Origin of the sequence: Johnsonella ignava ATCC 51276 (genome assembly GCF_000235445.1) — a bacterium.
Classification (GTDB): domain Bacteria; phylum Bacillota; class Clostridia; order Lachnospirales; family Lachnospiraceae; genus Johnsonella; species Johnsonella ignava.
Map to the genome: position 1 here is coordinate 187,009 of NZ_JH378829.1, position 12,282 is coordinate 199,290.

A 12,282-nucleotide genomic window follows, 5' to 3' on the forward strand; every position below is an offset into this window, starting at 1 on the left:
CTAAATTTTCATATATTGCCTAAATATTAATTATATTTAATTAAATTATGATCTAATCATTCTTTCATTATCAATAATGCCACAAGTTCAACCCCCGGAGTATAGGGAAACATATCAACTCCCGCCGCCCGCTCAAGCCTGTAACCTGCCTCCTCAAATACCGGAAGATCACGTACAAATGATGAAGGCTTGCATGCTATATATATAATCTTTTGTGCACCGTATCCTGTTATCTTCGGCAGAGCCTTAGTATGTATCCCGTCTCTTGGCGGATCAAGCACTATTATATCAGGTTTAATTAAAAGACTGTCTATGATTTTAAGTACATCTCCCTCTATAAATTCACAATTTGTTATTTTATTCCTTGCAGCATTTTCTCTGGCTGCAACCACTGCCTCTCCTACGATCTCAACACCGTATACCTTCTGTGCATATGAAGCAAGAAGCTGCGCTATGGTACCGGTTCCGCTGTATAAATCAAATACGGACTTTCCTGAAGTATCACCCATGTAACGTCCTGCCACTGAATAAAGTATCTGTGCCGCCCCTGAATTTGTCTGAAAAAATGAAAAAAGGCTTATCTTAAATTCAAGTCCCATAAGCCTTTCAGTTATATAATCATCTCCGTACAGCAAATGGCTTCCCTGATCTATAACCGCATCGGCATACGAATTATTTAAAACATGTATAATGCCTGCTATCTTTCCGGAAAATGCTCCTTTTTTTTCAAGGGAAAGTATACCCTCCCTCCACCTTTCTACAAGAAGTTTTACTTCTTCACAAGCCTCAGGCATAGCCTTGGATACATTAGGATCCTGTATATATCCAAATGAATCCGTAGTAACAAGTGCAATCAGCAGACTTTTATAGGTTTCAGATCTTCTAAGTATAAGATGCCTTAAAAATCCGTTTCTTGTATTTTTATGAAAATAAGGCGTATTTTCCGATTTAAAAAAGTCCCTTGTAAAACTCAATATCTTATTAAAATCGCTGTGTACTATATTACAGTAATCACAATTTACTATATCATAATGACTTGCACGCTTATGCATGCCCAGTGCAAGACTTCCGCCCTTATACTCATCCCCGAAAGAAAATTCCATCTTATTTCGATATCCTTTTGAAAGAGGGCTTTTTTCAATTCCCTCCCATATAAAATCAGAACCTGCATAATTTTGTATAAGCTTTCTAAGCTGTCTGTCTTTAATATCAATCTGACTTTCATATGCAACCGTCTGATACAAACATCCTCCACAGTTTTGTGAATGTGGACATATATATTCAGAAGGTACGGTTTCAAGAGGTGATTTTTTAACCACATTTAATACACGCCCTTTTGCATAGTTTCCCGTCTTCTTGCTGATTACATATTCAACGGTCTGATACGGTATAACATGTTTTATACGCACCCTCCCGTCCTGTCTCTCTATATCGGCACTGTCGGGATAAATGCCCTCGCCCAGCACTCCTGTCGCCTTTTCACCTTTTTTCATATAATCCAAAAACCTTCCGTTATAAATCTACATATTACAAATGCCTATACCGTATAGGTTCACACGGTATAGGCAGAGCTGCAAACTGCACTTAATAAAAGAGCATCTGTGTTTAATTATTTATTTTTATGCTTTCAGTTTAATTTTCCACATCATTATCATCAAAGTATTCGTCATCAAAATCATCTTCAAAATCATCTTCAAAATCTTCAAGATAATCCGGTGTAAAGAATTTATATACCGCATATGCTATACCTGCTACAGCTGCTATTGCACCTATAATTGCAAGTACCCACATAAGTGTATGTCTCCTCTTTTCACCCTCCTGTCTTTTATTAATAAGACCGGAAATCTTTGAAGCGTTTACAAGTTCCTCAAGCTTTACAAGGGCATCTTTTCCCACATTGTCAAATTTTCCCATATTTGTATTTCCTTTCTCAAATCAATAGTTTATATATAAGCTCCTGCCCGATAGATGAAGCTTATGCACAGCCTTGTACCTGCATCTGCTTTTTATGCAGACATAACAGCTGGATATATAGTATCACATTTTTTCAAGCTTGGCAAATCCTGCCATCATTTTTTTAATTCCTGATTTTTTAAAATTCACCTCTATCTCATAATCTTTTTTTCCTTCAGTTATACTTAAAACTTCACCCTCACCGAATTTTATATGCCTTACCATATCTCCGGCTTTATAATCAGGTTTTTCTGATTTTTTAACTATGAATTCCTTTCCAAATGGAAGCGATTTGTTAAACTGCTTGTAAGGATTTGTATTATACCCTGCAATATATACTGATTTTTTTCTATTTATACCCTGATGAAGTAATTCATTTTTTATATCTGTATCAAGAAGCTGCGGCGGAATCTCTCTTATAAATCTTGAAACCTCTTTATAATCAAAACCTCCGTTTATCAACCTTTTTTTAGCATATGAAAGCACAAGCTGTTTTTTCGCCCTTGTCATACCTACATAACAGAGTCTGCGTTCCTCCTCAATATCAGCTTCATCTCCTGAAGCAATGCTCATAGTACATGGCAGCAGCTCCTCCTCCATTCCGCACATATATACATACTCAAACTCAAGACCTTTTGCACCATGCAGTGTCATAAGAGTAAGCATCTGGGCACTTTTATCGGTTGTATCAACATCTGCTATAAGCGAAGTTTCTTCAAGAAATATGTCAAGCAAAGAAGCCTTATACATCTGTGCTTTACTTATAAGTTCTTTTATATTTTCAAGTCTTGATTGTGCCTGTGTATCTCCCTCAAGCATTAAATAATCCCTATATCCTCCCTCATCAAGTATATAATTTATAATATCCGAAACCCTCTTATCATCACCTGATTGTAATAAATCAGGTATATCTGTATCTTTATAGGCTTCATTATAAAAATTATCCATATCACCGTTTTTATAGACTATATTATCTGAAATATCTGAAATATCAATTTTTGCAAGTTCCTTTCTCGCTTTTTCTATAAAATCGGTAAAGCTTTTTATCTTATAAGCCGTTTTTCCTATAGAGGGTATTTGCCATGAATTTAAGCATGCCTCATAAAAATTTATATTAAATTCCGAGGCAAATGAGCTTATTTTACCCAGACTGGTTTCACCTATACCCCTTTTAGGTGTGTTAATTACCCTTAAAACAGCGATATCATCTTTTGAATTTGAGATAACCTTAAGATATGCAAGTATATCTTTTATTTCTTTTCTCTGATAGAAGTTCACTCCGCCGACAAGCCTGTAAGGAATCCCGTAGTTTACACATTTTTCCTCAAAAAGCCTTGACTGTGCATTTGTTCTGTATAGCAGAGCAAAGTCATTTAAACTGCTTTTTTTAGCCTTTGAAGCTATCTCTTTTAAAATACCTGATGCCTCCTGATCGCCATTTTCAAATTCCTTAAGCTTTACTTTTGCACCGCCTTTTTTATCAGTCCAGAGCTTTTTTTCCTTTCTTTTTACATTGTTTGAAATAACATTATTTGCGACATCAAGTATAGCAGCTGTTGAACGATAATTCTGCTCAAGTCTGACCACCTTTGTATCCTTAAAAATCTTTTCAAAGCTTAATATATTTTCAATATTTGCTCCTCTGAACCTATATATAGACTGATCGTCATCACCTACCACACACAGGTTTTTATGTGAAGATGCCAGAAGCTCGATAAGCCTGAACTGTGAGGTATTTGTATCCTGATACTCGTCAACCATTATATATTTTAATCTTTTTTGATAAAATTCAAGCACATCTTCATTTTTTTCAAACAGTTCAACACATTTATTTATAAGGTCATCAAAATCAAGTGCATTATTTTTTCTTAATTCACTCTGATATTTTTCATATAAAAGGGCATTATTTTTCTCAGCAAAACCACAGGCATATTTTAAAGCATCGGAAGGACTTATGAGCTCGTCTTTATATGCGGAAATCGCCCTTAATACATTCCTCTCCTTTAAATCGGCAGTATTTGCGGGCATTTCCTTAAATATCCTTTTCATAAGAGTTTTCTGGTCATCGGCATCATAGATACTGAAATTAGTATTAAAACCGAGCCTGTCTATATAACGCCTTAGTATCCTTACACAGCTTGAATGGAAGGTTGCAGCCCATATCTGCTGTGCCTCGTGCCCTACAAGCCCTTTAAGTCTTTCTTTCATCTCATCGGCAGCCTTGTTTGTAAATGTAACCGCCATTATATTATACGGCTCTATATTCTTTTCCTGAATAAGATAGGCAATCCTATGTATAAGTACATTTGTTTTGCCGCTGCCTGCACCTGCAAGTATAAGCAGAGGACCCTCAGTACAAAAGACGGCTTGTCTCTGTCTTTCATTTAATTTATCATATAATATTTTATTTTTTATATCCATACCCGGATTTCCTTTCTATTTTATATTTCAGGCTTTAATTAATCAAAACAAGGTATAACACGATAATTGCGAAGCACATAATGCCTTGATATATAAACTTAAATATTCTATAATAAAGTCATCAGTCATAGACTTGATATATTGCAGTCATAAACTTGATGTATTTTAGAAAAGAGGAAGCAATGAAAAGCAATAAGGATATTCTTGAAGAAATATTAAATAAGCTTGACAACATGACGTATATTTCGCCCTCTGATATACCGAACATAGAGCTTTACATGGATCAGGTAACTACTTTTATGGACGAACATCTTAAGGCGAATAAACGGAATTCAGAAGATAAAATTCTGACAAAAACTATGATAAATAACTATACAAAAAACAGACTGCTTCCTCCGCCTGCAAAAAAAAAATATTCAAGACAACATCTTTTGCTGCTGATTTTTATATATTATTATAAAAGCCTGCTCTCATTTGCAGATATTGAAAATATATTAAAGCCTATAATACAGGATTACTTTTTTGCAAAAAATAACCCCGATATCAGCCTTAATGAAATCTATCGACAAATAATGGAGCTTAATATCGACAATCTTACAGATATTAAAAAGGATCTTATCGCCAAATTTGACAAAGCACAAAATACTTTTAAAGGTGCAACCTGTAAAAGTCATGAACAACTTGTACTTTTTTCATTTACTTCCGAACTTTTATTTGATATATATCTTAAAAAACGTATCGTTGAAAGAATTTCAGAATACCTGTCAGATGATGAAGAACATACTAAAAAATAAGATTTATATTTGACGTACACCGGTTTTTAATCCGGAGAAGCCGCTCTTAACCAAATTAAAATATTTATTCAAAGCCCTATACAGCCAACTGCCATACATCCGCATTTATTGCAAATACATGGCAGTTTTGAAATATCATAAATAAATCTCGTCTTTATAAGCATTATTCAGTATTCTTCTGTCTTTTAAAAGCAAGTTCATAGCCGTCATTGCCATATCTTAATGCACGGTTTACCCTGCTTATAGTAGCTGTTGATGCCTTTGTGGTTTCGGATATCTCTATATAGGTTTTTCCATCTTTTAACATTCTTGCAACCTCATATCTTTGTGCAATGGATATTATTTCATTAACCGTACATACGTCTCCGAAAAATGCATAACACTCTTCAATATTTTCCAGCGTAAGCACTGCCTTAAAAAGGCAGTCAACAGCTTCGGTTTTTATCCTGTCATTCATATGCCTACTCCTTAATTGGATTTTAAAATCATCTGATTAGCTAAAGTTTAACATATTAATTTTGTAAAGTAAAGCTTATAAATTTCGTCTATAAAAAGCCGGCTTTTAAAACATTAATCAACCAGATATTTTAACGCCATTATATATCCTTCACTACCAAATCCCGATATAAAAGCATCACATGCATCAGCTGTAACCGACCTGTGTCTGAATTTTTCACGTTTAAACAGATTTGAGATATGTACTTCTATCTTTTTACATTCAAGCATCTCAAGTGCATCCCTTATCGCATAACTGTAATGCGTAAAAGCCCCGGGATTTATTATAACGGCATCAACATGATCAATATAAGTCGACTGAAGCTTATCTATTATCTTTCCTTCACAATTACTTTGAAACAACTCTACCTCTATGGAATGTTCAATGCAAAATTCATATATATTGTTTCGTATATCTTTATAGCTTAGGCTCCCGTACTGACTCTTATCTCTAAGCCCTATAAAATTTATATTTGCCCCATTTACTATAAGCGCTTTCATAAAATAATCCACCTTTAATTATTTAATAATTTTTCCAACTCTAATTTAATTTTTTTTCTTATATACGAATTTACAGTCATACCGTCATTCCACAGCTCCCATGAAAGTATTCCCTGGTTTATAAGCATATCAAGTCCATTTACAGCGGTTTTACCTGCCTCTTCCATACTTATTATAAATCTTGTCTTTAAAGGATTATAGACAAGTTCAATCCCTGCCTTACATTTTTTATAAAATCCTTTATCCTCCATAATACAGCCATTTATATCAGGATACATGCCGACAGGAGTTGTCTGAAATACTATATATCCATTACTGTCTTTATCATCATAGGCCCGGGTTTCTTTCTGCATAAGCTCCATACTGCATGAGTTTATATACGTTTTTACATAGGTACCGGTATTTTTTATATAATTTTTAAGTTCTTCTTTTAGCAGCACTGCATGTCCGGCATTTCTGCCTGATATTGTTATACTTTCCGCTTTTAGGCTTATGGCTACATGTGCCGCTGCCCTTGCAGCACCGCCGGTTCCGAGTATAATTACATGTTGATCTTCAATATCTATACCATGATCAATTACAGATTTCTTTAAACCGTAAAAATCAGTATTATATCCTTTATAGCCTTTTTCTCCATATACAAGCGTATTTACGGCACCTAGTGCATATGCCCCGGAATCTATATCATGTATATATTTTAAAACCTCTTTTTTATAGGGCAGCGTTATATTAAGTCCTATTATCCCAAGTGAATATGCACCATTAATTGCAGCTTCAAGAGATGACTTTACACAAAAAGGGACATATAGTGCATGCACACCGCTCTCTCTTGAAATTATATTGTGCATAACAGGCGACAGGCTGTGTCCTATCGGATTTCCTATGATTCCGAAAACCCTTTGAGTATAATCTTTCTTATTTTCTTTATAATACATCTATACCTTATTTATTCTCAGCTTATATCTTTTGTAAAAAAACAGAACCACAGCTTCAAGTCTTCTTTTTAATATAATCTGTATCTCCTCTTTAGGATGTATAGGCTTTACAAGATAAGTATGTATACCACATTTATTTGCGCCATATATATCTGTGAATATCTGATCACCAAAAAACACGGTATCTTCAGTACCGCTTGACATAAGCTCCATCGCCTTATAATAATTTTTTTTTGAAGGTTTTTTTGCATCGGCTATATAATATGAACCTGTTTTTTGGGCAAAAGGTTCCACCCTTACAGGCTTATTATTTGAAAGCAAACAGGTTTTTAAGCCTATCTCTTTTAAGTTGTTAAAAAAATCAATCGCCTTTTTATCAGCCGGTGCCCCATGTTTAACCAAAGTATTGTCTATATCAAATATAACTGCATTTACACCATCTTCATGAAGTTTTTTAAAGTCAAATTCATATACCGAATCTATATAATCATACGGGTAAAATTTATTCATAAATATTTTAAGTCCGATTTTATTTTATTAATCATTTTTTATAAACCTTCAACTGCCTGATTTTTATCCCTTAACTTTCTTATTTCTTCAATAAATGTTTCAACGTCCTTAAACTCCCTGTAAACCGATGCAAATCTTACATATGCAACCTCATCGATTTCCTTAAGCTTTGACATGACAAGCTCGCCTATAACTGTGCTTTTTATCTCTGTTTCTCCCATGTTGAATATTGCATTTTCAATACTGTCAACAAGTTTATTTATAACATCAGCAGATATCTTTCTTTTATGGCAGCTTCTTATAATGCCTGATTCAAGCTTGGAACGGTCATACGGCTGCCTTGTGCTGTCTTTTTTTTCTACCATAAGCGGTATAGTTTCAAGCTTTTCATAAGTTGTAAAACGTTTGCCGCACTTTTCACACCTGCGCCTGCGCCTTATTGTAAGACTGCCTTCAAGCGGTCTGGTATCTACAACCTTAGTGTCGGTATTATTGCAAAATGGACATTTCATAAATCTGCCTTTCCTTGTTTTATCAATTAAACATATAAATATCCGGCTGTATAATTATTAACTACAATCATTTAATCCTTCCATTTTTTCCATGGAGCCTTGCCTGTATTCCACAAAGTTTCCAGCTTGATCCTTTCACGCTGCGTATCCATACACTGCCAGAATCCCGGATGATAAAAGGACATAAGTTCTTTATCTGCTACAAGGTTCTGAAGCGGGCCCTGTTCAAATATAGTATCATCAGAATCTATATAATCAAAAACCTTCGGATTTAATACCATAAACCCCCCGTTTATAAGGTCTCCGTCGCCCTCCTCCTTTTCTCTGAAGGTTTTCACGATATTATCATTATCCACCTCCATAATACCCTTCATCTGTGCTATGTTTACAGTGGTTATGCTTGCCGTTTTGCCATGGCTTTTATGGAATTTTTCAAGTGCATGCAAATCGACATCTGCAAGCCCGTCTCCATATGTAAGCATAAACGGTTCATTATACACATAAGGCTTTATCCTTTTTATCCTTCCGCCTGTCATAGTATTTAGTCCAGTATCAATCAATGTAACCTTCCATGGCTCTGAATAATTGTTATGAACTTCCATTTTATTATTGGCAAGATCAAATGTTATATTTGATGTATGTAAAAAATAATCTGCAAAAAATTCCTTTACAACATACTGTTTATATCCAAGGCATATTATAAATTCATGGAATCCGAATTCCGAATAATATTTCATTATATGCCATAATATAGGACGCTCACCTATCTCTATCATTGGCTTCGGCTTTAAATGACTGTCTTCACTTATCCTTGTTCCGAATCCGCCGGCAAGTATAACTACTTTCATTTTAAATTATCCTTACTTAAATTACTTTGAACCGAGTTTTATTTTATTTATTAAATTTATTCACAAACAGCTGTAAAATATATATGTAAAAAATAAAATATATCTCAGTAATTATATTTAATATAATACATTAAACAGCCGGATTAATTTAAAGTTTACAATATCCGACTTCCATGTATTATAATATCATATTTTATTAAAAAAAAACACCCTGCACATAGCAAAAATACAGGCTGTGTCTGCAATCAAGTCAAAACACAGCCTGTATCTAAGGTATTAATTAATAGGAAGCACAGCTCCGTTAAATTCTTTTGTAATATAATCTGCTATCTCATCACTCTGAAGCACCTCTAAAAGTGCCTGTATCTTTTCATCCTTTTCATGCCCTCTTTTAACTGCAACTATATTTGCATAAGTCTGTGCGGCAGTCGAATCCGCCTTTTCAACCGCAAGGGCATCAGATACCTTAAGACCGGCATCAAGTGCAAAATTTCCATTTATGACCGCTATATCGACATCCGACAGTGTCCTTGCGGTCTGTGCGGCATCAACCTCAACGATCTCAAGATTTTTTGAGTTTTCTACTATATCATTTTTAGTTGCATTTATATCTGCACCGTCCTTAAGCTTTATAAGTCCCTCATCCTGTAAAAGAAGCAGTGCTCTTGCCTCATTTGTAACGTCATTTGGAACGGCAACTTTGGCACCTGACTTAAGCTCTGAAAGAGAAGATGTCTTTCCTGCATAAATTCCAAAAGGTTCATAATGAACCGCCCCTATTGAAACTACATCTGTGCCGTTCTTTTCATTGAACTGATCAAGATACGGTTTATGCTGAAAATAGTTGGCATCAAGCTGTTCCGAATCAACCGCTTTATTTGGCTGAACATAATCGGAAAACTCAGTAATCTCAAGCTTATATCCCTTTTCCTCAAGAAGCTTTTCCGCCTCTTTAAGTATCTTCGCATGCGGTGTCGGACTTGCACCTACCTTTATTACTTCAAGTTTAGTATTTGAATCCTTTTTCTTATCAGATTCCTCATTTGAAGCCTTTTTTTCATCTGCTTTATCAGACTGTGATGCATCCGCAGAAGCTGATGCTTTCGTTGTTTCATTATTTGTTCCGCTCGCACAACCTGCAAGTGCTGCAGCTGCTAAAAATGCCGCTGCCAAAAGAATTCTTTTCTTCATAATATTATCTCCTTTTTTCTTAAAAGCATGTTTAAATTAAATTTATTTTATATTTATAAACTGCTTTATTTTATTTATAGTGAAACTATATCTGTTTTTAAAAAACAAATATAGGAAACTATCTTATCCTTTTATCTGTGAATCTTGAAAATCTCATACCGATTTCCTGTATAAGCTGTACCATTACCACCAGAAGTACAACCGTTACAAACATTATCTCCGTCTCATACCTGTAATACCCGTAGTTTATGGCAATAGTACCGAGTCCGCCGCCACCTACAAAACCTGCCATGGCTGAATAACCCAGTATTGTGGTTATAGATATAGAAGCACCTACAAGCAGTGAAGGCTTTGCTTCAGGTATAAGAACCTTGGTTATAATCTGCATGGTAGAGGCTCCCATTGATTTTGCCGCTTCTACAACTCCATAGTCAACCTCCTTTATAGAAGATTCAACCATCCTCGCTATATATGGTGCAGCACACATAACTAAGGGCGGAATAACACCTTTTACACCTATGGTAGTTTTTACAATAGCCTTAGTAATCGGAGTTACCATAACAAGCAGTATTAAAAACGGGACTGAACGTATAAGATTTATTACAATTCCAAGAAATGTATTTAATGCCGGAAAAGGTTTTATACCGTCTTTATCTGTTACTACAAGTGCTATTCCCAGAGGTATTCCTATAATATAGGCTGCAAGAGAAGATATGAAAACCATAAAAAACGTCTCCTGAATGCCTTTTAAAATCATATCAATCGTCGTCTTGTCCCATATCATAATCCGTTACCTCCTCATAATTTATACCCATGCTGTCAAGATGGGCAGCAACTCTTTTATATTCCGCATCATCACCCGGAATCTGGAAAACCATCTGCCCGTATGCCTTTCCTTTTATATCCCTCGTTGATGCATAAAGTATATTGACCGGTGCCTTTGTAGTAAGTATAAGATTGCTTATAACCGGCTCAAATGAACTTCTGCCGTCAAATATTATCCTTATTTTTTTCCCGCTTACAATATCACAATTTACTACGGCATCTTCAAGTATAAGTTTTTTCCCTATCCTTGACTTCGGATCTGAAAATATATCGGCAACATTGCCCGACTCGGCAATTTTACTGTCCGCTATGATTGCAACTCTATCACAGATTGATTCTATAACCTTCATCTCATGTGTAATCACAATTACCGTAATACCCAGCTTTTTATTTATATCCTTTAAAAGCTCCAGTATCTGCTTAGTAGTATTCGGGTCAAGTGCACTTGTCGCCTCATCACATAAAAGCAGCTTAGGTTCAGTTGCTATGGCTCTGGCTATCGCCACTCTTTGTTTTTGTCCTCCTGAAAGCTGTGAGGGATATGCGGACGCTTTATCAGAGAGTCCTACAAGTTCAAGGAGTCTGAGTGCTTTTTTAGCAGCTATATCCCGGTCAACCCCTGCTATCTCAAGCGGAAAACATATATTTTTAATCACATTCCTTTGTGAAAGCAGGTTAAAATTCTGAAATATCATACCCATGGCACGCCTTGCCTGCCTTCTTTGATATTCATTTGCGGCAGACATGCTGCGTCCCTCAAATATTACATCACCCGAGGTAGGAACTTCAAGATAATTTATACACCTTACAAGTGTGGATTTCCCTGCACCTGAAAGTCCTATAATACCGAATATTTCACCTTTGTAAATATCAAGATTTATATCATCAAGAGCATTTACAGTCCCCGACTTCGTTTTAAACACCTTGCTCAGACTTTTAATCCGGATTATAGGATAATTTGAATCCTTATCAGGATAGCCTGTTTCATACCGGCTTTCAGTTATATCCGAGTACCGTACCTCATCAGAATTTTCATTTTTCGTAATGGTTTTTTCCATATACCTAATCCTCTTAATTTTATTATTATCTTTTAAGTTTAGTAAAATGTTTAATAAAATTTTATTTTGCAAATAAATAATTCACCTAAAAAAGGCGGACCTATATGGTCCGCCTCAACTTGATTTATTTATCTTAGATTTATTTATCTTGTTTATCAGCTAAATCAAAATCAGATAATTATGTCAGGCATAAACACCACACAGATTACAATAATGTATATTTAGTTGCACAAAAAGCG

13 protein-coding genes are annotated in these 12,282 nt (G+C 35.1%); 1 reads left to right on the plus strand and 12 read right to left on the minus strand.

Annotated elements, in window-relative coordinates:
• Positions 1–56: 56 nt before the first annotated feature.
• The 3 genes from rlmD to HMPREF9333_RS00925 all read right to left on the minus strand — a co-directional run bounded on the left by rlmD (position 57) and on the right by HMPREF9333_RS00925 (position 4,374).
• Entirely contained in the window at positions 57–1,493 is a 1,437-nt protein-coding gene (rlmD, locus tag HMPREF9333_RS00915) for a 23S rRNA (uracil(1939)-C(5))-methyltransferase RlmD (RefSeq protein WP_005539119.1), read from the minus strand.
• 139 nt (positions 1,494–1,632) lie between these two features.
• Entirely contained in the window at positions 1,633–1,914 is a 282-nt protein-coding gene (locus tag HMPREF9333_RS00920) for a hypothetical protein (protein ID WP_005539120.1), read from the minus strand.
• Between the two features lie 123 nt (positions 1,915–2,037).
• Positions 2,038–4,374: an ATP-dependent helicase gene (locus tag HMPREF9333_RS00925; protein ID WP_005539121.1), complete on the minus strand. Its 2,337-nt coding sequence runs from the start codon at positions 4,372–4,374 to the stop codon at positions 2,038–2,040.
• A 182-nt stretch (positions 4,375–4,556) separates the two neighbouring features.
• On the opposite strand from HMPREF9333_RS00925, the gene HMPREF9333_RS00930 reads away from it, so the two are divergent.
• On the plus strand, positions 4,557–5,168 hold the full coding sequence (locus tag HMPREF9333_RS00930) for a DUF1836 domain-containing protein (protein ID WP_005539122.1): 612 nt from the start codon (positions 4,557–4,559) through the stop codon (positions 5,166–5,168).
• Between the two features lie 163 nt (positions 5,169–5,331).
• Here HMPREF9333_RS00930 and HMPREF9333_RS00935 read toward each other — a convergent pair whose 3' ends face one another.
• From HMPREF9333_RS00935 to HMPREF9333_RS00975, 9 genes are all read right to left on the minus strand, one after another.
• Positions 5,332–5,625 carry a YerC/YecD family TrpR-related protein gene (locus tag HMPREF9333_RS00935; RefSeq protein WP_005539123.1) on the minus strand — a complete coding sequence of 98 codons (294 nt, stop codon included), beginning with the start codon at positions 5,623–5,625 and terminating at the stop codon, positions 5,332–5,334.
• 113 nt (positions 5,626–5,738) lie between these two features.
• Complete coding sequence (gene aroQ / locus HMPREF9333_RS00940) at positions 5,739–6,164, minus strand: type II 3-dehydroquinate dehydratase (RefSeq protein ID WP_005539124.1); 426 nt, start codon at positions 6,162–6,164, stop codon at positions 5,739–5,741.
• A gap of 14 nt (positions 6,165–6,178) precedes the next feature.
• Positions 6,179–7,099: a shikimate dehydrogenase family protein gene (locus HMPREF9333_RS00945; protein ID WP_005539125.1), complete on the minus strand. Its 921-nt coding sequence runs from the start codon at positions 7,097–7,099 to the stop codon at positions 6,179–6,181.
• Positions 7,100–7,609, minus strand: a complete 510-nt coding sequence (locus HMPREF9333_RS00950; RefSeq protein ID WP_005539126.1) for a YqeG family HAD IIIA-type phosphatase — start codon at positions 7,607–7,609, stop codon at positions 7,100–7,102.
• 38 nt (positions 7,610–7,647) lie between these two features.
• On the minus strand, positions 7,648–8,121 hold the full coding sequence (nrdR, locus tag HMPREF9333_RS00955) for a transcriptional regulator NrdR (RefSeq protein WP_005539127.1): 474 nt from the start codon (positions 8,119–8,121) through the stop codon (positions 7,648–7,650).
• A 71-nt stretch (positions 8,122–8,192) separates the two neighbouring features.
• Positions 8,193–8,969: a glucose-1-phosphate cytidylyltransferase gene (rfbF, locus tag HMPREF9333_RS00960; RefSeq protein WP_005539128.1), complete on the minus strand. Its 777-nt coding sequence runs from the start codon at positions 8,967–8,969 to the stop codon at positions 8,193–8,195.
• 276 nt (positions 8,970–9,245) lie between these two features.
• Positions 9,246–10,160: a MetQ/NlpA family ABC transporter substrate-binding protein gene (locus HMPREF9333_RS00965; RefSeq protein ID WP_005539130.1), complete on the minus strand. Its 915-nt coding sequence runs from the start codon at positions 10,158–10,160 to the stop codon at positions 9,246–9,248.
• Positions 10,161–10,278: 118 nt separating this feature from the next.
• A complete protein-coding gene (locus tag HMPREF9333_RS00970; RefSeq protein WP_005539133.1) occupies positions 10,279–10,944 on the minus strand; it encodes a methionine ABC transporter permease in 666 nt (221 codons plus the stop codon).
• On the minus strand, positions 10,919–12,043 hold the full coding sequence (locus tag HMPREF9333_RS00975; RefSeq protein ID WP_005539135.1) for a methionine ABC transporter ATP-binding protein: 1,125 nt from the start codon (positions 12,041–12,043) through the stop codon (positions 10,919–10,921). Before HMPREF9333_RS00975 ends, HMPREF9333_RS00970 begins: the two co-directional genes overlap by 26 nt.
• Positions 12,044–12,282: the final 239 nt, after the last annotated feature.

What these genes read in the sequence shown, in the direction of transcription:
- HMPREF9333_RS00970 (WP_005539133.1), bottom strand. Translation starts at nt 10,944, where the DNA reads ATGATATGGGACAAGACGACGATTGATATGATTTTAAAAGGCATTCAG.
- HMPREF9333_RS00975 (WP_005539135.1), bottom strand. Translation starts at nt 12,043, where the DNA reads ATGGAAAAAACCATTACGAAAAATGAAAATTCTGATGAGGTACGGTAC.
- HMPREF9333_RS00950 (WP_005539126.1), bottom strand. Translation starts at nt 7,609, where the DNA reads ATGAATAAATTTTACCCGTATGATTATATAGATTCGGTATATGAATTT.
- nrdR (WP_005539127.1), bottom strand. Translation starts at nt 8,121, where the DNA reads ATGAAATGTCCATTTTGCAATAATACCGACACTAAGGTTGTAGATACC.
- HMPREF9333_RS00935 (WP_005539123.1), bottom strand. Translation starts at nt 5,625, where the DNA reads ATGAATGACAGGATAAAAACCGAAGCTGTTGACTGCCTTTTTAAGGCA.
- aroQ (WP_005539124.1), bottom strand. Translation starts at nt 6,164, where the DNA reads ATGAAAGCGCTTATAGTAAATGGGGCAAATATAAATTTTATAGGGCTT.
- rlmD (WP_005539119.1), bottom strand. Translation starts at nt 1,493, where the DNA reads ATGAAAAAAGGTGAAAAGGCGACAGGAGTGCTGGGCGAGGGCATTTAT.
- HMPREF9333_RS00965 (WP_005539130.1), bottom strand. Translation starts at nt 10,160, where the DNA reads ATGAAGAAAAGAATTCTTTTGGCAGCGGCATTTTTAGCAGCTGCAGCA.
- HMPREF9333_RS00930 (WP_005539122.1), top strand. Translation starts at nt 4,557, where the DNA reads ATGAAAAGCAATAAGGATATTCTTGAAGAAATATTAAATAAGCTTGAC.
- HMPREF9333_RS00945 (WP_005539125.1), bottom strand. Translation starts at nt 7,099, where the DNA reads ATGTATTATAAAGAAAATAAGAAAGATTATACTCAAAGGGTTTTCGGA.
- HMPREF9333_RS00925 (WP_005539121.1), bottom strand. Translation starts at nt 4,374, where the DNA reads ATGGATATAAAAAATAAAATATTATATGATAAATTAAATGAAAGACAG.
- HMPREF9333_RS00920 (WP_005539120.1), bottom strand. Translation starts at nt 1,914, where the DNA reads ATGGGAAAATTTGACAATGTGGGAAAAGATGCCCTTGTAAAGCTTGAG.
- rfbF (WP_005539128.1), bottom strand. Translation starts at nt 8,969, where the DNA reads ATGAAAGTAGTTATACTTGCCGGCGGATTCGGAACAAGGATAAGTGAA.